This window comes from Salinarimonas sp., assembly GCF_040111675.1.
GTDB lineage: Bacteria > Pseudomonadota > Alphaproteobacteria > Rhizobiales > Beijerinckiaceae > Salinarimonas.
The window spans coordinates 1,004,356-1,021,805 of the sequence record NZ_CP157794.1 but is presented as its reverse complement, the minus strand read 5'-3'; the positions used below and the strand labels follow the sequence as shown (position 1 = coordinate 1,021,805).

Below are 17,450 nucleotides of genomic sequence, written 5' to 3'. Positions count from 1 at the left end.
AACAGGAGGCATCACCGGTGGCGCGATCCCCTCGCGGCGAGAAGAAGACTCAGACCACAGCGCAACGGCTCGACAGCATCATCAAGTCCGCCCGCAAGGTCATGCGCAAGGACCGGGGGCTGAGCGGCGATCTCGATCGCCTGCCGGTGCTCACCTGGGTGATGTTCCTCAAGTTCCTGGACGATTGGGAGAAGATCGAGGAGAGCCGCGCCGCGCTCGCCGGCAAGAGCTACAAGCCGCTGATCGAGCCGCCCTACCGCTGGCGCGACTGGGCCGCGCCCGCGGACGGGATCACGGGCCCCGATCTCCTGACCTTCCTCTCCGCCGAGACGGCGATCCGGCCCGACGGCAGCGAGGGCGCGGGCCTCTTCGCCTATCTGCGCAGCCTGCGCGGCGACAACGGCCGCCGCCAGCGCCGCGACGTGATCGCGACCGTCTTCGCGGGGCTCTCCAACCGGATGGCGAGCGGCTACCTGCTTAAGGACGTGATCAACCTCGTCCAGGGCATCCATTTCGATTCCTCCGAGGAGATGCACACCCTCGGCCGGCTCTACGAGACGCTGCTGCGCGAGATGCGCGACGCCGCCGGCGACTCGGGCGAGTTCTATACGCCCCGCGCCGTGGTGCGCTTCATGGTCGACGTCCTCGACCCGAAGCTCGGCGAGACGGTGCTCGACCCCGCCTGCGGCACGGGCGGCTTCCTCTCCGAAACCTACGAGCATCTCGCGCCGCGGGCGCGAAAGGTCGACGACCGCGAGACGCTGCAGCACGAGACCCTCATCGGCGTCGAGGCGAAGCCGCTGCCGTTCCTCCTCGCGCAGATGAACCTGCTGCTGCACGGGCTGGAGGCGCCGAACGTCGCCTTCGACAACGCGCTCGGCGTGCGCCTCGCCGAGATCGGCGAGAAGGACCGCGTCGACGTCATCCTCACCAACCCGCCTTTCGGCGGCGAGGAGGAGGCGGGCATCCTCAACAATTTCCCGGAGGACAAGCGCACGGCGGAGACGGCGCTCCTGTTCCTGCAATTGATCATGCGCCGGCTCAAGCGCGGCGGGCGCGGGCGTGCGGGCGTCGTCGTGCCGAACGGCACGCTGTTCGGCGACGGCCTCTCGGCCCGCATCAAGGCCGAGCTTCTGGCCGAGTTCAACCTGCACACGATCGTGCGCCTGCCGGAAGGCGTCTTCGCGCCCTACACCGACATCCCGACGAACCTGATCTTCTTCGACACGTCTGGACCGACGAAGGAGATCTGGTACTGGGAGCAGCCGCGGCCGGAGGGCCGGCGGAAGTACTCGAAGACGGCGCCGATGACCGTCGAGGATTTCGCCGCGTGCCGCGCCTGGTGGGCGAGCCGGGAGGAAGGCCCCCGCGCCTGGCGCGTCGACGCCGCGGAGCTGGTGCGCCGCGACGCGCAGGGCCGCGTCGTCGCCTGCAACCTCGACCTGAAGAACCCGCACGCGGCCGAGGAGATCGACCACCGCAGCCCGGCGGAGATCCTCGACGGCGTGATCGCGCAGGAGACGCGCATCCTGGAGATCATGCGGGAGCTGCGCGCCGCGGTGGCGGAGGGGGTGGAATGAGACGCTGGGCGAAGGTGCCGCTGGGGGAGGTGCTGCGGCTTGAGCTCAGCACTATAGATGTCCACCCAAATACGACTTATGATATTGCCGGTGTGTATGGATTCGGAAGGGGCTTGTTTGCACGTCCTCCAATAAGCGGCGCCGAAACGACCTACAAGAAGCTCCACCGCCTGGAAGCCGGATCAATTGTAATGAGCAAGCTCAAGGCCTGGGAAGGTGCAATAGCCATCGTTCCAGAAGCCCTGGCGGGCCGCTATATATCACCACATTTTCCAACCTTCAAAATATCATCTGAATTGATTGATCCTAGATATTTGGGATGGTACTTTAGTTTTGCACCAGTCTGGGCACTTTTGAAGGCCACTTCACGAGGAATGGGTGCTCGACGGGACGTGGTATCTGTCGAAGGCTTCCTGAGCTTGGAAATTCCCCTCCCGCCCCTCCCCGAGCAGCGCCGCATCGTCGCGCGGCTCGACCGGGCGGCGGCGCTCGTGGAGGAGCGGCGGCGTGCGGCCGAGGCGGCGGAGCGCGAGGCGCAGGCGCTGCTGCGCTCCGCCTTTCGCCAGGCGATCGAGGACGCGCCGCGGCGCCCGATGCGCGACGTCGCACCCCTGGTGCGCCGCCCCGTGGAGATCGATCCGGAAGCGGAGTACCCGGAGCTGGGCGTGCGCTCGTTCGGGCGCGGCACCTTCCACAAGCCGACTGTGAAAGGCGCGGATCTGAGCTGGCAGAAGCTCTTCCTCGTTCAGGAGGGAGATCTTGTCTTCAGTAACATCAAGGCATGGGAGGGCGCATTCGCCGTCGCAACTGCATCCGATCACGGCCGCGTCGGATCGCACAGGTACCTCACTTGCGTCGTCGATGCTGATGCCGCTGTGCCAAGCTTCGTCGCCTTTTACCTGCATTCTCCTACGGGCCTCGATCAAATCCAAGCCGCGTCTCCGGGCAGCGCAGATCGCAATCGAACACTGTCGCAGAAAGGCTTGGAAGCCATCGCCGTCCCCGTCCCCCCACTATCCCGACAGCTTTGGTTCGACGCGATCCAGGCGCGCGTCCGGGAGGCGGCGCGGCTGCGGGCGCAGGCCTCCGCCGACCTCGACGCCCTCCTCCCCGCTCTCCTGCACGAGATCTTCGGCGAGGCGGCGGACGAGCCCGCCGACGCGCCCCTCCCCCGCCGCGCCGCCGCCTCCTGATCCCGCCCCCAGCTTGCCCCCCGCCCCCCTTCGGCCTACATCTCCCCTGCCACGCCGGAAGGAGCCCCCGCCTTGCCCTCCCTCGCCGATCGCCTGCGCTTTCTCGTCTCGCCGCGCTTTCGCGCCGAGCATCCTCTGGTGCCGGTGGTGCGGATGTCGGGGGCGATCGGGGTGTCGACGGGGCTGCGGCAGGGCTTGAGCTTCCAGGGGGTGGCGTCGGCGCTCGAGAAGGCGTTCACGGCGCCGGGTGCGAAGGCGGTGGCGCTGCTCGTGAACTCGCCCGGCGGCTCGCCCACCCAGTCGCACCTGATCCATCGGCGCATCCGGCTCCTCGCCGAGGAGAAGAAGCTGCCGGTCTACGCCTTCTGCGAGGACGCGGCGGCGTCCGGCGGGTACATGATCGCCTGTGCGGCGGACGAGATCTTCGCCGACGACAATTCCATCGTCGGCTCGATCGGCGTCGTCTCCGGCGGCTTCGGCTTCCACGAGCTGATCGGCCGCTGGGGCGTCGAGCGGCGGCTCTACACGACGGGCGAGAACAAGGCGATCCTCGATCCGTTCAAGCCCGAGGATCCCAACGACGTCGCGCGCCTGCGCACGATCCAGGAGCGGATCTTCGCCGGCTTCAAGGATCTCGTGCGCGCGCGCCGGGGCGACAAGCTCGACCTGACGCAGGAGGCGGAATTGTTCTCCGGCGCCTTCTGGGCCGGCGCGGACGCGCAGGCCCTGGGGCTCGTCGACGGGATCGGCGAGATCCGCACGGTGATGCGCGGCAAGCTCGGCGAGAAGGTGCGGCTGCGCCTGGTGCAGCCGCCGCGGCCGGGGCTCGTCCAGCAGCTCCTGCGCCGCGGGCCGGCGCAGGAGGCGCCGCTGGGCGGCGGGATCGGCGGGCTTCTCGGCGGCGGCGGGCTCGTCGATCCGCGCGAGGCGCTGGCGGCGCTGGAGGAGCGCGCGCTCTGGGCGCGGCTCGGCCTGTGAGCGAGAGCGCGGGGGATCGCGTCAACGGGCATGTCCGGCACTGGTGGAAGGAGGCGGTGTTCTACCAGGTCTGGCCGCGCTCGTTCCGGGACACGACCGGCGACGGGATCGGCGATCTCCAGGGCGTGATCGAGAGGCTCGACCACATCGCCGGGCTCGGCGTCGACGCGATCTGGCTCTCGCCGCATTACGACAGTCCCAACGTCGACAACGGCTACGACATCCGCGACTACCTGAAGGTCGCGGCCGAATACGGCGCGATGGCCGATTTCGACGCGCTGCTCGCCGCGGTGAAGGCGCGGGGCATGCGGCTCGTCGTCGACATGGTGGTGAACCATTCGAGCGACGAACACGCCTGGTTCGTGGAGAGCCGCGCGTCGCGCGAGAGCGACAAGCGCGACTGGTATATCTGGCGCGAGGGGCGCGACGGGGGCGCGGCGCCGCCGAACGACTGGCGCTCGTTCTTCGGCGGCTCGGCCTGGGCGCGCGACGACGCGACCGGCGCGTGGTACATGCACCTCTTCCACGCAAAGCAGCCGGACCTGAACTGGGAGAGCGAGGCGGCGCGCGCGGCGATCTACGACGTGATGCGCTTCTGGCTCGACAAGGGCGTCGACGGCTTCCGGCTCGACGTCATCGCCTTCGTGTCGAAGGATCGGTCCTTTGCCGACTATCCGCCGGAGCACCGGGCGCAGCCGCAATATTTCCACGCGAACGGACCGCGGCTCCTGGAGCATCTCTCCGAGATGCGGGACGAGGTCTATCGCGGGGCGGACAAGGTCGCGATCGGCGAGGCCTTCGGGGTGACCTTCGCGCAGGCGGCGCGGCTGGTCGACGAGGAGACCGGGCCGCTCGACATGCTCATCCATTTCGACGCGGTGCGCATCGACCGCGCCGAGGGCTGGCGCTGGCGGCCCTGGACGCTGCCCGACCTCAAGCGGGTGTTCTCCGAGCAGGAGCGGCTGATGGGCCGCACGGCCTGGCGCACGCTCTGCCTGTCGAACCACGACAACCCGCGCCTCGTCTCGCATTTCGGCGACGACCGGCCGGAATGGCGGGTACGCTCCGCGATCGCGCTGGCGACGCTTCTGACGACGCTCAAGGGCACGCCCTTCGTCTATCAGGGCGACGAGATCGGGATGACGAACTACCCCTTCCGCGGGATCGAGGATTTCGACGACGTCGAGGCCAAGGGCGCCTGGGCGGACGAGGTGGAGACCGGGCGAACGTCGGCGCAAGAGGTGCTCGCCGCCCTGCTGAAGACCTCGCGCGACCACGCCCGCACGCCGATGCAGTGGGACGCCTCGCCGAACGCGGGGTTCACGACGGGGGCGCCGTGGTTCCCGGTCAACCCGAACTACCGGGAGATCAACGCGGCGGCGGCGCAGGACGACGCGGGGTCGATCTACCACGCCTATCGCCGGCTGATCCGGCTTCGCCGGGAGACGCCGCCGCTGGTCTACGGCGACTATCGCGACCGCGACCCGGAGCACGCGCGGCTGTTCGTGTTCGAGCGACGGATCGCGGACGACGCCTGCCTCGTCGCGCTCAACCTCTCGGGCGAGGCGACGCCGTTCGCGCCGCCGGAGGATTTCGCCGGGGCGAGGGCGGTGTTCGCGAGCCCGCAGGGCGGGGCGGAGGACCGGCTCGCGCCGTGGGAGGCGCGGATCCTGCGCGTCCGATCCATGGACGCGCAGTGATTGCTAGATCCGGCATGTCGATTCTGCCCTGGACAATCCTCGATGATTGAGGCTTGCTTCCGTGCCGCACATGCGATGTCGGACGGGGGAGGCGGGCATGCGAGCTGGGACCTTCAACCTCTACAATTTCGCCGAGCCGGACAAGTCGTGGTACCGCAAGAGCAACAGCTACAGCGGATCGGGCTGGACACGTAAGAAAGCCTGGATCTCTCAGCAGCTGATGCGCCTGGACGCCGATGTGGTCGGCTTCCAGGAGGTCTTCGCGGTAGAGGAGCTGAAGCAGCTCGTCGAGCAAGCCGGCTATTCACATTTCGTCACCGCGGAACAACCGGGCCTGTCGGACGTCGATCCGACGATCTACGTTCGACCGGTCGTCGCTCTGGCCTCCCGGTTCCCGATCACCCACTTCGAGCGGATCGGCGTCGATGCCGAGCTCGTGGCGTTCTTCCGCGATGCGGGCCTTCTGCCGGTCGCCGAAACGTTCGCCTTCTCGCGCGCGCCGCTGCGCGCCGTCGTCGGGACCCCCGATTTCGGAGAGATCACGGTCTATGTCGCGCATCTGAAATCGAAGCGACCGATCATGGACGATGTCGAGTACGGCGACGAGGACGTGGACGTGGCGGCTTGGCGCCTGCGCGCCGCCGACACGATGCGCCGCATTTCCCGCGGCCAGATCGCCGCCCTCCTGCAGCGGGGCGCCGAAGCGGCCGCGCTGTATGCGCGCCTTGCCGACGAGATGACCGCGGACGGCGATCGCGGCGTCCTCGTGATGGGCGACCTCAACGACAACGAGCGCTCCGTGGTCCTGGACTCGCTGCGCATGGTCGTCCACGTCTCCGAAATCGGCGAGCACAAGCGGTCGACATGGCCGCAGGGCGTCGATGCCAGCCTCTACGATTTCCGCTTCCAGGACGCCTACGATCTGGCGCCGAACCCGGGCGGCGCGACGCGGCCGGAAACGTACAGGTTCCAAGGCGAGCCGGGTGTCATCGACTACATCCTGGTCTCGAACGCCTTCGTCGAGCGCAATCCCGATCACATCGGGCGGGTCGCCCGGCACGTCGTCTTCAACGACCACATTTCCCATCTGGTCGGGCGGTGGGATCGCGCCGACAAGGAGGCGTCGGACCACGGCCAGGTGGTCGTCGACCTCTCCGCCACCCGCTGATCCCGCAGGCTCAGCCCTCCCCGCCCAACGCCAGATCGTCCCGGTGGACCATGGCGTCGCGCCCGCGGAAGCCGAGAATCGCCTCGATCTCGCCGGTCTTGCGGCCGGCGATGCGGGCGGCGTCCTCCCGATCGTAGGCGACGAGGCCGCGGCCGATCTCACGGCCGCGCTCGTCGCGGATCGAGACCGCGTCGCCGCGGGCGAAGGCGCCCTCGACGCGCACGACGCCCGCCGGCAGCAGGCTCGCGCCCGCGCGCAGGGCCTTGGCCGCGCCGGCGTCGACGAAGAGCGCGCCCCTGGGCTCCAGCGCGCCGGCGATCCAGGTCTTGCGGGCGCGCTCGGGCGAGGATTGCGGCGCGAACCAGGTGCAGCGCGCGCCGGCCTCCACGGCCCGCAGCGGGTTCTTCGGCCCGCCATGAGCGATCAGCATGGTCGCGCCCGCGCCGGTGGCGATCTTCGCCGCCTCGATCTTGGTGCGCATGCCCCCGCGGGAGAGCTCGGAGCCGGCGCCGCCGGCCATCGCCTCGATCTCGGCGGTGATCTTCGGCACGTGGGGGATGTGCGCCGCGCCCGGGTCGCTCGCCGGCGGGGCGGTGTAGAGGCCGTCGATGTCGGAGAACAGCACCAGAAGGTCCGCGCCGATCATGGCCGCGACGCGCGCGGCGAGGCGGTCGTTGTCGCCGTAGCGGATCTCGGTGGTCGCCACCGTGTCGTTCTCGTTGACGACGGGCACGGCGCGCATCTCGAGGAGCTTCTTCAAGGTGGCGCGGGCGTTGAGGTACCGCCGCCGCTCCTCGGTGTCGCCGAGCGTCACCAGGATCTGGCCCGCACCGATGCCGTGATGGCCGAGCACCTCGGCCCAGACCCGCGCGAGCGCGATCTGCCCGACGGCCGCGGCCGCCTGGCTCTCCTCGAGCCGCAGCGGGCCGGCGGGAAGCGGCAGCACGGAGCGGCCCATGGCGATGGCGCCCGAGGAGACGACGAGCACGTCCGCCCCGCGCGCGTGCAGATCGGCGATGTCCTCCGCGAGGGCGGCGAGCCAGGCGGCCTTGAGCCGCCCGCGGGCGCGATCGACCAGCAGCGCCGAGCCGACCTTGATGACGACGCGGCGGAACTGCGAGAGGGCGGGGGTCTCGGCGGGTGTGGCGGAGGGGGCGGTCACGGGATCTGTCCTGGCGCGAAGGCCAGGTCGGTGTGCCCGAAATCGGTCCCCTTGTACAGGAGGGCCGCTCCGGCGCGCCGCGCGACGGCGTAGGCGAGGCAATAGCCGAAATTCAGCCGCGCCGGGTGGTCGCGCCCCTTGCCGAAGCGCCGGAACGCGTCGGCGGCGAGGCGGTAGTGGTCGACGTCGAAGGGCACGACGGTGACGTTGGGCTGGGAGAGGAGCGTCCTGATCGCGGCGAGCGCCTCCTCGTCACCCCGGCGCGTGGAGACCACCTGGTAGAGTTCGAGGAGGCTCGGAGCGCCGATCAGACAGGCCGCGCGCTCGAGCCACGGCTGAAAACGAGCGCGGTCGGGCTCGTCGAGGAGAATCGCCGCCAGGGCCGACGTGTCGACGGCGACCTGCGGCCCGTCGCTCATTGGTGCACCTTCGGGCTGGCGGATGCGGAGCCGCGGAGCGGCGTAGTATTCGCCAGCCCGAGCGCCTGCCGCGACGGCCGGCGTCGCTTGCCCTTCGAGGGCCCGTATGAGACCCGCCGCGCGGCAGGTGCCGGGAGGACCGGACGGACCACGGGGTGTAGCGCCTGAGCCTGCCAGCCGGAGCGCCTTCCAATGAGCGATCCGCACGACCTCCCGGCTCGGGTGAGGGTACACCGAACCGGGAGACGTCGCCTATGCCTTTCACTGTTGGTTTCGACTGGGGCGGCGCGGGCCATGCGGCCTGCGTCCTCGACGAGACGGGTGCGGTCCGCGCACGCCTCGACGTCCCGCACACCGCCGCCGGCCTCGCCAAGCTCGTGGCCGCGCTCGCGCGCATCGCGCCCGTCGGCGAGATGCCGGTGGCGATCGAGCGCCCGTCCGGCCTCGTCGTCGACACGCTCGTCGCCGCCGGCCATCCGGTCGTGCCGATCCACCCGAACGTCGTGAAGGCCTGCCGTCCGCGCTATCGCGCCGCCGGCGGCAAGTCCGATACGGGTGACGCCTACATGCTCGCCGATATCCTGCGCACCGACGGGCATCGCTTCGCCCCGCTGCGCCAGGCCTCCGACGCGGTCAAGGCGCTGCGCGCCCTCGTGCGCGGGCGCGACGACCTCGTCGCCACGCGCGTCGGCCTCGCAAACCAGCTGCGCAGCCTGCTCGAAAGCTTCTGGCCGGGCGCCGCCGCGATCTTCGCCGACGTCGACAGCCCCGTCGCCCTCGCCTTCCTCGCCCGCTACCCCACGCCCGAGAGCGCCGCACGACTCGGCGAGAAGCGCATGGCCGCCTTCATGGCCCAGGCCCGCTACAGCGGCCGCCGCAGCGCCGCCGAGCTCCTCGCCCGCCTGCGCGCCGCGCCGATCGGCCTCGCCGGCCGGGACGAGAGCGAGGCCAAGGGCGAGATCGTGCGCGCCCTCGTCGTCGCCCTCGAGCGCATCGTCGCCGCGATCCGCGACCTCACCGCCCGCATCGAGCACGACGTCGCCGAGCTGCCCGACGGCCGCATCGTCATGTCCTTCCCGCGCGCCGGCCGCATCAACGCCGCCCAGATCCTCGCCGAGATCGGCGACGACCGCGCGCGCTTCCAGACCGCAGACCAGCTCGCCGCGGAGGCCGGCGTCTGCCCCGTCACCCACGCCTCCGGAAAAAGCAGGGGCGTCGTCTTCCGATGGGCCTGCAATCACCGTCTGCGCGCCGCCCTCACCTGCTTCGCCGACAACTCCCGCCATGCCTCCCCCTGGGCCGCCGACGTCTACATGCGGGCCAGGCAGCGCGGATGCAGTCACCCCCACGCCGTCCGTATCCTGGCACGCGCCTGGATCCGCATCCTCTGGCATGCCTGGCGAGATCGAGCCGAATACGAACCCGCACGCCATCTCGCCGCGCAAAAATGCGCCGCGTAGAAAAACAGAGGTGGACACGGGGTGTCTCATATGGGCAGACCGTTCTCGTCGTACATGTCGGAATGGTCATAGCTGCCTCCGGGCGGATGGTTGCGGTTGATCCAGGCGATCACCGCGTCGAGCTCGGCGCGCCTGCGGGCGATCGCCTCCTCGGAGAAGACGTCCTGGTCGGAGGCGGCCGCGGGGCGCGCCGCGAGGTCCCGCAAGGCGACCTCAACAACCGCATCGACGCTCTGGCCCGTCTCCTCGGCGAGCCTGTGCGCCGCGTCGTAGGCCGCGTCGCTGTGGACCTTCAGCTCCTTGCCCATCGCGCCCTCCTCTGAGCGTCCCGAGGATACGCATTTGCAACCGGAGCGCCAAGCCGCCGCGCCGTACCGCTCTCCCCTCACGGCCGCCATTCCGCCGCCGGCGCCGCCTGCGCCTTCTCCTCCTCGTCGGCCGTCCCGATCTCGGCGAGCAGCCCCCGCAAGGCCGCCTCCATGCCCTGGCCGGAGACCGCCGAGAGCACGAGCGGGGTCTTCCCGCAGGCGCGGCGCAGGCGCTCCTTCTGGCTCTTCAGCGTGTCCGGGTCGAGGGCGTCGGCCTTGGAGAGGGCCACGATCTCGGGCTTGTCCTCGAGGCCGTGGCCGTAGGCCTCGAGCTCGCCGCGCACGGTCTTGTACGCCTTGCCGGCGTGCTCGCTCGTGCCCTCGACGAGGTGGAGCAGCACCCGGCAGCGCTCGACATGGCCGAGGAAGCGGTCGCCGATGCCCACGCCCTCGTGCGCGCCCTCGATCAGGCCGGGAATGTCGGCGAGGACGAACTCGCGCCCGTCGGCCCGCACGACGCCGAGCCCCGGATGCAGCGTGGTGAAGGGATAGTCCGCGATCTTCGGCTTCGCCGCGGTGGTGGCGGCGAGGAAGGTGGACTTGCCGGCGTTGGGCAGGCCCACGAGGCCGGCGTCGGCGATGAGCTTGAGCCGCAGCCAGATCCAGCGCTCCTCGCCCTCGAGCCCGGGATTGGCCCGGCGCGGGGCGCGATTCGTCGAGGTGGTGAAATGCGCGTTGCCGAAGCCGCCGTTGCCGCCCTTGCACAGCAGCACGCGCTCGCCGATCGCGGTGAGGTCGGCGATGAGCGTCTCACCGTCCTCGTCGAGGATCTGCGTGCCGACGGGCACCTTCAGCACGACGTCCTCGCCGGAGGCGCCGGTGCGGTTGCGGCCCATGCCGTGCACGCCCTTCTGCGCCTTGAAGTGCTGCTGGTAGCGGTAGTCGATGAGCGTGTTGAGGCCGTCGACGCATTCCACCCAGACGTCGCCGCCGCGCCCGCCGTCGCCGCCGTCGGGCCCGCCGAACTCGATGAACTTCTCGCGGCGGAAGGAGACGGCGCCGGCGCCGCCGTCACCCGCCTTCACGTAGATCTTGGCCTGGTCGAGAAATTTCATCGTGGTCTTCGTCTCGGGTCGCGGTGGCCCCGCGGCGGATCATTCCGCCGCGAGGAAGAGGGGCCGTCCCGCGGCGGTCGCCGCCGCGGATCCGGATGCGCGCGGGCGCGCGGCGTCGGGCTCGATCTCCTCGACGAGGAGCTCGGGCGTCTGCGGGCGCGGGGCCCAGCCGTCGCGGCTCCAGGACTTGAGGCTCGCCCAGTCGCGACGGCTCAGCCGGAAGGTGTCCACGGGCATGCGCCCGCGCAAGGGCGAATCCCGGAAGCCCGGCCCGTCGGAAACGAAGCCGCACTTCTCGAGCACCCGCCGCGAGGCGGGGTTGCCGACCCGCGCGGAGGAGCCGAGCGCCTCGCCCTCGGTGAAGGCGAAGAAGGCGTCGATCAGCGCCCGCGCCGCTTCCGTCGCGAGGCCCTGGCCCCAGACGGGCCGGCCCAGCCAGTACCCGAGCTCGGCTTCCCCGTTCGCGTCCGGCTCGATGCCGATCATGCCGATCAGCCGGGTGGGCTGGGCCTTCGGCGCGAGCGCGAGGCGCAGGCTCTCGCCCCGCATGGCGCTGGCGCGGCTCTCGAGCACGAAGGCGTCGGCGAGATCGCGCGGATACGGGTGCGGGATGCGGCCGGTCGTCTCGGCGACCTCGGGGTCGCCGGCTAGAGCAGATCGCTTCCTGATGGAATCGCGCGGGGGATTCCCTTCGAGGCCAGTTCGTGATTCACGGTAGAGGCTGGCGGAGGAGGCCAGCCGCCATGACGAAGCCCCTCTCGATGGATCTGAGGCAGCGCGTCCTCGCTGCGGTCGATGCCGGCATGAGCCGCCGGGCCGCGGCGGACCGCTTCGGGATCGCGCCGTCCGCGGCGGTGAAGTGGTTCAACCTTCGGCGCGAGACGGGCTCGGTCGCGCCGCGGGCGCAAGGCGGCGACACGCGGTCCGGGCGGATCGAGGCGCTCGGCCCGGTCATCCTCGCGATGGTGGAGGAGGCGCCGGATCTCACCCTCGTCGAGATCGCCGAGCGGCTCGAGCGCGAGCACGGCGAGCGCTTCGCGCCCTCGACGGTGCACCGCTTCTTCGGCCGCCACGGCCTGACGTTCAAAAAAAGTCCGGCCACGCCAGCGAGCAGGACCGCGCCGACGTCGCCGCGGCCCGCGAGGCCTGGTTCGAGGAGCAGCCCGAGCTCGACCCGCAGCGGCTGATCTTCATCGACGAGACCTGGCTCAACACCAAGATGGCGCGGTTGCGGGGCCGCGCCCCCGAAGGCGAGCGCCTGCGCGCCGGCATCCCTCACGGCCATTGGCGCACCACGACCTTCGTGGCCGGGCTCAGGATCGGCGGGATCGACGCGCCGATGCTGATCGACGGCGCGATCAACGCGGCGAGCTTCCTCGCCTACGTCCAGCAGGTCCTGGTTCCGACGCTGAGCCCCGGCGACGTGGTGATCATGGACAACCTCGCCAGCCACAAGACCCCCGCCGTGCGCGAGGCCATCGAGGCGGCCGGAGCCGAGCTGCGCTTCCTGCCGCCCTACAGCCCGGACTTCAACCCCATCGAGAACGCCTTCGCCAAGCTGAAGGCCCTGCTCAGGAAGGTCGCCGCCCGGACGCGCGACGCCCTCTGGAGCGCCGTCGCCGACGCCATCGAAGCCTTCCCGCCAGAGGAATGCGCGAACTTCTTCACCGCAGCAGGATATGAACCCGAGTGGTGAGAATCTGCTCTAGGGTGGCGATGGCTGCGGCGTCGGCGTGGCGCGGCCAGCGCAGCCACAGCCGCCGGGTCTCCAGCCGGAAGACGTCGTCGCGGGTCAGGTCGGGGAACATGTCTTGGCTCCGGGTCCTGGCGGCGGCCCCTCGGGGCGCGCCGTGGGAAAACGACGAAGGGGAGGTGGCGCCCCACCTCCCCTCGTCGGTCTCCCCGAGAGCCGATCCGGACGGACCGGGTGTCTCTCTCGAAGCGCTCGCCTGGGTCTGGTGGGACCGGCGGGAGCTTCGGGATCAACGCTCGCTCTCGCCGCTTACTCGGCCGCCTCTTGGGCGGGAATCACGGATACGAAGGATTTGCCGGCTCGCTTGCCGAACGTCACGCGCCCGTCCACGAGGGCGAAGAGCGTATGGTCCTTGCCGCAGCCGACGTTGCGGCCCGGATTCACGCGCGTGCCGCGCTGGCGCACGATGATGTTGCCGGCGACGACAGCCTCGTTGCCGAACTTCTTCACGCCGAGGCGCCTGCCTTCGGAGTCGCGGCCGTTGCGCGACGAACCGCCAGCCTTCTTGTGAGCCATGGGTCTCTCCCGGTCTCGTCTGTCTGTCCTGCGGCCGTGTCAGGGCCGCGAAAATTCCGTTGCGTCGAGGCCTGCGCCGATCAATCGGCGGCGGGCTTCGGGGCGTCCTGGGCCTGCGGGTTCGCCGGCAGCTCCTTGATCGGCTCCTCGGCCTTCGCCTCGGCCTTGGCGGTCTCGACCTTCTTCTTCGTCGAGGCCTTCGCCTTGGCGCCGCCTGCGCCGGCGATCTCGACGATGCGCACCGTCATCAGGTCCTGACGGTGGCCGCGCTTGCGCTTCGAGTTCTGGCGGCGGCGCTTCTTGAAGGCGATGACCTTCGGGCCGCGGGTGAGCTCGACCACCTCGGCGGTCACGCTCGCGCCGTCCACCGTGGGGGCGCCGACCTTCACGTCTTCGCCCTCGCCCACCATCAGCACGTCGAAGCTGACGGTCTGGCCCGGCTCGGCGGCGAGCCTCTCGATCGTAATCACGTCCTGCGCGGCAACGCGGTACTGCTTGCCGCCGGTCTTGATCACTGCGAACATCGTTCTCGTCCTCGTGTTCGATCCGGCTCTCCGCCCGGCCCTCGCTCAGGAGGAACCGACGGGGCCGGCTTCTTGGCAGTTTCCGGCTTGCCCGCAGGGTCACGGAGGACACGCTGCGGGAAGCGAGCGACGTAATCGCAAACGCCCCGCATGTCAACGCGAGAGGCGGCTCGTCCGCCGGCTTCGTTCGCTTTTTCCCCTTGCCGCCCCCCGCCGCGCATGCTATCGCACCGCCCGCCGCTCGAGAGGGCCGTCGCGAAACGGCCCGACCTCGGTTCGGAGAGGTGGCAGAGTGGTTGAATGCACCGCACTCGAAATGCGGCATACGGGCAACCGTATCGGGGGTTCGAATCCCCCCCTCTCCGCCACCCCGCGCGCCTAAGCTCTTGAGAGCTTTTAACATTCGCGCTCGACAGGATCGCTGGCCCCAGCCGCGGCCCCAGCGGAACTTTCCCGGCGAGCCAAAGCCCGGCGTTGGGACGTTGCGGCGGAGGGTTCCCGACCGGGCTCCGCTGGGTGGAGCCCGGCGGCTCCTTGGACCTATAGCTAACGTCACGGTGCGCTGCCTCGCTCGAATGAGCCGGATCATCTGCTGACGGAGGCAAAGCTGTGGAGATCAATGCACATTGGCCGCCGGCCTCCCGCGCGAACCTCGAAGCTTTGAGACGGTCTCGTGCGAAAGTAGAAAATCAAGGATCGAGAACCGAGATGGAATCTGGTTCGACCGTCAGTCGGTACGTTGTGATCTCCGTCCAGGGCGATTCAGTTTCAGCGTGATTGAGCCTTTCGAGCACGCGCACTTCTGCACTGCTTTGGTTATTCTCCGCTCTCACCGACGAAATGACGAGGTGTACCGCATCGCCAAGGCTCGGGCTTTCTACGACGCGCAAGACTTCCGACGCGCCGTGCGCGTCAACGCGGCCCCATCTGAATGCCTGCATGGATAGCATGGCAAGCATGCGCGTGCGAGAGGGCGACCTCAGACCGGTCAAGTAGCGCCGCAGCTGTAAGCCGATCAGTGACAGGGGCGTAGCGTCACGCGCATGAAAGCCGACGAGATCGCGGACGTTGACTGCCAGCTCGCCTTTTCTTGTGAGACGATCGAAAACGGCGCCCGCCGATGCTACGCAGGTCACGACGACGCGGTCGAGTTCGCGTAGGTTGACTTCACGCGGGTCCTGCCCGAGCGAGGCTCCGGTGCTCACCATTGCGGCGTCTGCGAACCCCAGCGCGATGCGCGCACGTGCGCCGAGTATCGAATGCTCTGAACCCATTGAGCTGAAGCCACTGTCGCCGATCTGCCAACCTTGCCGCTCCAGGAGCGTCATCACCGAACCGCGGTGCTGCGGAACGTCGTCTTCCGAGCGCCGGGTCGCATCGACCAGCAGTGCGGCGGTTGCGCGCGTTTCCTCCATGACCTGGTTGACGAGGTCGCCCGAAAGAAAGCGGGCCTTCTGAAACAGTACGTTTGTGAGCCAGTCGGCATCGCCCGACAAGTTCATCGAGCCACGGATGAGTAGCGATTTCCATGGGGCTAGGCCAAATGCCCATGCCCGATCGTACAGCGCGGCCCAAGCGTCTGAGACAGGGTCCGGCGAGAGCCCGCGCAAGCGGAGCAGCAGCGCATTTTGGGGAAGCCAGGTGATATCGGCCGCTTGCCGGTCGAGCTCGGCGGCGATCGCCAGCCGCACGCCTGCCGCCACCCCGCGCTCGGCCTGCGAGCCGCCGCCACGTATTCCCGCGCCAGGAATGTGCGTTGCCCTCCAGTGTTGGCCATCCTCTGGAAGCGAAAGTCGCTTGGCCGCATCAACACCAATTCCATGCATTTCGCGGACAGTCCAGTCGCCGGTGGACTTGCGCATTTGCTCGGGCTCGGCCGAGTCAAACGCTACGAAGAGGGGCGTGCGTGACTCCTCGACGACTCGGGTAAACTCAATTCCGCCGTGGGTGAAGACCTGGATGTCGGGCGGTGAAGGCCACGGGCCAAGCGATCCGCGGTGCAGCATGCGAGGAGACGCAATCAGCAAGGCGGCTTTGCGTTCTTGGACTTTCACGCGCTCACGTCGGTGTCGAAGCTGCACCTTCCAGCCTCTGGCCGGCACTGGGTAGAGAGGTGCGAGGGTGCTCAACGCCGCGGTGACCGCGCTTTCGAGAATTTGGCGTTGGCTCCCGCCGGCCGTGGCGGCGGCGCCCGAGATCTCCACGACCGCCTCCGACACGCGCGCGACCACCGTCCCCGCAAGACTCCTGGCCAGACGCTCCGGGCGGCGCGCAAGCTCACGGCGCAGCTCTGTGGTGAGCACGCTGAGATCCCGCCAATGGTTCGCCGTCTCTGGCGATACATTGCGCATCTCCGCGTGCGCGCGCACGGCGAACTGGCAGCGTCGATCCGAGAGATTGAGGAAGTCAGCCAGTTCCATCGCCAGCAGCGGCCGCTTGGCGAGTGCTGGGTCGTCTAGGCGATGGGCCAGCACCTCCATATCGTCGCCCGTTGCGATCGCGATGTCTCCGATCCCGAACGCGAAGGCGTGGACGGCTTGCTCACCGATGGTCCTCCTGATCGGTGGCGCTGCCAGGAGTGGCGCGTCGGGTGCGCCATAATGCTCGAATTCCGCGATCTTCCCGCTTTGATCGAGGTGTTGCACGAATGGTGCGTTAGAGTGCTCGCTTGCGAACAGCGGCACGAGGAACCCGAGCGACATGCCGCTTGGGTCGACCAGGCCGACAAGCGTGTATGTGCCGGTCCCACTCATGCCATAACTCCTTCCGAGACAAGGAACCTGGCGACGTGATCATATAGAGATCCTACGTAAGCGCTCGGTTGCTGCCGTCCGTAAGTGTTGTAGGTAATGCGCCGGACCTCTGGCATCAGATCGAGTACGCTCGCTACTTCTTCATCGGAGAGCAAAACGGGCGGCGCGACCACCGCCTTGAGCGCCCTGGCGAGCGGGACGGCGCGCGTAATCTGGATCTCGATTGTGGAGCGGCGGTCGTCGTCGTCCGCGAGCGCGGTATCCCGCGCGAGCCGCGCAAAGGCGCGAGCCGCCCGATGACGTAGCGGTATCGATGTCTCTTCCGCTGTAGGCGTCTGATGATAGTAGTTTCGGTTGGTTTCGAAAAACGCTCGGACGAGGCGCATCGGAACCTCACGGCCCGGCCCGAGTTCGAAATCCGGGCGCAAAAGATCTGCTCCGATGTGAGCAGAGTATCGGCTGTAGCCGCCGCTGTCGAAGGGCAGAATACGGATAGCGTCGTTGAGCAGCGAGGGATCGAGGATGAGGCACATCGGAAGGTGCTCATCGATGCCGCTCGGGAGAAGGCCGGGCAAAGGCTTGAAGGCGGGTCGGCCGTAGAAAAGGTAGAGAAGATCTTCGCCGACGTACTCGGTGCATGGGCGTGTTCGCAGCTCACCCGCAACGAGGATGGCGGCCCCCGTAGCGACCGAGGTCGAGTGCATCAGGTGCATCGTCCCTTCCGCTGGAGAAAATCCGTTAAGGTAGTTCGAAAAGCTCATATCACGTAGCTTGATAGCGCGAAGTGGCGTCGGCCGGCAACATAACTGTCTCCTGTAATC

The 17,450-nt window shown here is 68.9% G+C and carries 16 protein-coding genes, 1 tRNA gene and 1 pseudogene; 8 read left to right on the top strand and 10 right to left on the bottom strand.

Translation table 11 applies throughout. From position 1 onward, the window contains the following. The first annotated feature begins 17 nt into the window (after window positions 1-17). The 5 genes from ABL310_RS04730 to ABL310_RS04710 all read left to right on the top strand — a co-directional run bounded on the left by ABL310_RS04730 (window position 18) and on the right by ABL310_RS04710 (window position 6,619). On the top strand, window positions 18-1,580 hold the full coding sequence (locus ABL310_RS04730; RefSeq protein WP_349370548.1) for a class I SAM-dependent DNA methyltransferase: 1,563 nt from the start codon (window positions 18-20) through the stop codon (window positions 1,578-1,580). Next, the gene (locus ABL310_RS04725; RefSeq protein WP_349370547.1) at window positions 1,577-2,773 is read left to right on the top strand and encodes a restriction endonuclease subunit S; all 1,197 of its coding nucleotides are present in this window, start codon (window positions 1,577-1,579) and stop codon (window positions 2,771-2,773) included. The genes ABL310_RS04730 and ABL310_RS04725 overlap by 4 nt, the downstream gene beginning before the upstream one ends. 72 nt (window positions 2,774-2,845) lie before the next feature. Next, a complete protein-coding gene (locus ABL310_RS04720; protein WP_349370546.1) occupies window positions 2,846-3,751 on the top strand; it encodes a S49 family peptidase in 906 nt (301 codons plus the stop codon). After that, window positions 3,748-5,451 carry an alpha-glucosidase gene (locus tag ABL310_RS04715; protein WP_349370545.1) on the top strand — a complete coding sequence of 568 codons (1,704 nt, stop codon included), beginning with the start codon at window positions 3,748-3,750 and terminating at the stop codon, window positions 5,449-5,451. The genes ABL310_RS04720 and ABL310_RS04715 overlap by 4 nt, the downstream gene beginning before the upstream one ends. Window positions 5,452-5,521: 70 nt before the next feature. After that, the gene (locus ABL310_RS04710; RefSeq protein WP_349371996.1) at window positions 5,522-6,619 is read left to right on the top strand and encodes an endonuclease/exonuclease/phosphatase family protein; all 1,098 of its coding nucleotides are present in this window, start codon (window positions 5,522-5,524) and stop codon (window positions 6,617-6,619) included. Between the two features lie 10 nt (window positions 6,620-6,629). Here ABL310_RS04710 and proB read toward each other — a convergent pair whose 3' ends face one another. Together proB and ABL310_RS04700 are read right to left on the bottom strand one after the other, a co-directional pair. Then, entirely contained in the window at window positions 6,630-7,781 is a 1,152-nt protein-coding gene (gene proB, locus ABL310_RS04705; RefSeq protein ID WP_349370544.1) for a glutamate 5-kinase, read from the bottom strand. Then, a complete protein-coding gene (locus ABL310_RS04700) occupies window positions 7,778-8,200 on the bottom strand; it encodes a type II toxin-antitoxin system VapC family toxin (RefSeq protein ID WP_349370543.1) in 423 nt (140 codons plus the stop codon). The genes proB and ABL310_RS04700 overlap by 4 nt, the downstream gene beginning before the upstream one ends. Before the next feature lie 254 nt (window positions 8,201-8,454). Between ABL310_RS04700 and ABL310_RS04695 the strand changes: the two genes are divergently transcribed. Beyond that, window positions 8,455-9,660: an IS110 family transposase gene (locus tag ABL310_RS04695; protein WP_349367535.1), complete on the top strand. Its 1,206-nt coding sequence runs from the start codon at window positions 8,455-8,457 to the stop codon at window positions 9,658-9,660. A gap of 26 nt (window positions 9,661-9,686) precedes the next feature. Here the strand turns inward: ABL310_RS04695 and ABL310_RS04690 are convergent, their stop codons facing one another. The 3 genes from ABL310_RS04690 to ABL310_RS04680 form a co-directional block, all read right to left on the bottom strand. Then, complete coding sequence (locus tag ABL310_RS04690; protein WP_349370542.1) at window positions 9,687-9,968, bottom strand: type II toxin-antitoxin system VapB family antitoxin; 282 nt, start codon at window positions 9,966-9,968, stop codon at window positions 9,687-9,689. A gap of 77 nt (window positions 9,969-10,045) precedes the next feature. Next, entirely contained in the window at window positions 10,046-11,083 is a 1,038-nt protein-coding gene (gene obgE, locus ABL310_RS04685) for a GTPase ObgE (RefSeq protein WP_349370541.1), read from the bottom strand. A gap of 39 nt (window positions 11,084-11,122) precedes the next feature. Continuing rightward, the gene (locus ABL310_RS04680) at window positions 11,123-11,752 is read right to left on the bottom strand and encodes a GNAT family N-acetyltransferase (protein ID WP_349371995.1); all 630 of its coding nucleotides are present in this window, start codon (window positions 11,750-11,752) and stop codon (window positions 11,123-11,125) included. Window positions 11,753-11,826: 74 nt separating this feature from the next. Between ABL310_RS04680 and ABL310_RS04675 the strand changes: the two genes are divergently transcribed. Beyond that, a protein-coding gene (locus ABL310_RS04675; protein ID WP_349368028.1) for an IS630 family transposase occupies window positions 11,827-12,779 on the top strand; the annotation gives its coding sequence in 2 pieces (ribosomal slippage) (window positions 11,827-12,169 and window positions 12,169-12,779; 954 coding nt in all). Window positions 12,780-12,789: 10 nt separating this feature from the next. On the opposite strand, the pseudogene ABL310_RS04670 reads toward ABL310_RS04675, so the two are convergent. The 3 genes and pseudogenes from ABL310_RS04670 to rplU all read right to left on the bottom strand — a co-directional run. Further along, window positions 12,790-12,891, bottom strand: a pseudogene (locus ABL310_RS04670) (N-acetyltransferase); the annotation flags it as partial. 194 nt (window positions 12,892-13,085) lie between these two features. Beyond that, complete coding sequence (gene rpmA, locus ABL310_RS04665; protein WP_349370540.1) at window positions 13,086-13,352, bottom strand: 50S ribosomal protein L27; 267 nt, start codon at window positions 13,350-13,352, stop codon at window positions 13,086-13,088. A gap of 80 nt (window positions 13,353-13,432) precedes the next feature. After that, the gene (gene rplU / locus ABL310_RS04660) at window positions 13,433-13,876 is read right to left on the bottom strand and encodes a 50S ribosomal protein L21 (protein WP_349370539.1); all 444 of its coding nucleotides are present in this window, start codon (window positions 13,874-13,876) and stop codon (window positions 13,433-13,435) included. A gap of 278 nt (window positions 13,877-14,154) precedes the next feature. Here rplU and ABL310_RS04655 point away from each other — a divergent pair. Beyond that, window positions 14,155-14,244: transfer RNA gene (locus ABL310_RS04655), tRNA-Ser, on the top strand. Between the two features lie 321 nt (window positions 14,245-14,565). On the opposite strand, the gene ABL310_RS04650 is transcribed toward ABL310_RS04655, so the two are convergent. Together ABL310_RS04650 and ABL310_RS04645 are read right to left on the bottom strand one after the other, a co-directional pair. After that, entirely contained in the window at window positions 14,566-16,629 is a 2,064-nt protein-coding gene (locus ABL310_RS04650) for a hypothetical protein (RefSeq protein ID WP_349370538.1), read from the bottom strand. Beyond that, on the bottom strand, window positions 16,626-17,390 hold the full coding sequence (locus ABL310_RS04645; RefSeq protein ID WP_349370537.1) for a hypothetical protein: 765 nt from the start codon (window positions 17,388-17,390) through the stop codon (window positions 16,626-16,628). The genes ABL310_RS04650 and ABL310_RS04645 overlap by 4 nt, the downstream gene beginning before the upstream one ends. Between the last annotated feature and the right edge of the window lie 60 nt (window positions 17,391-17,450).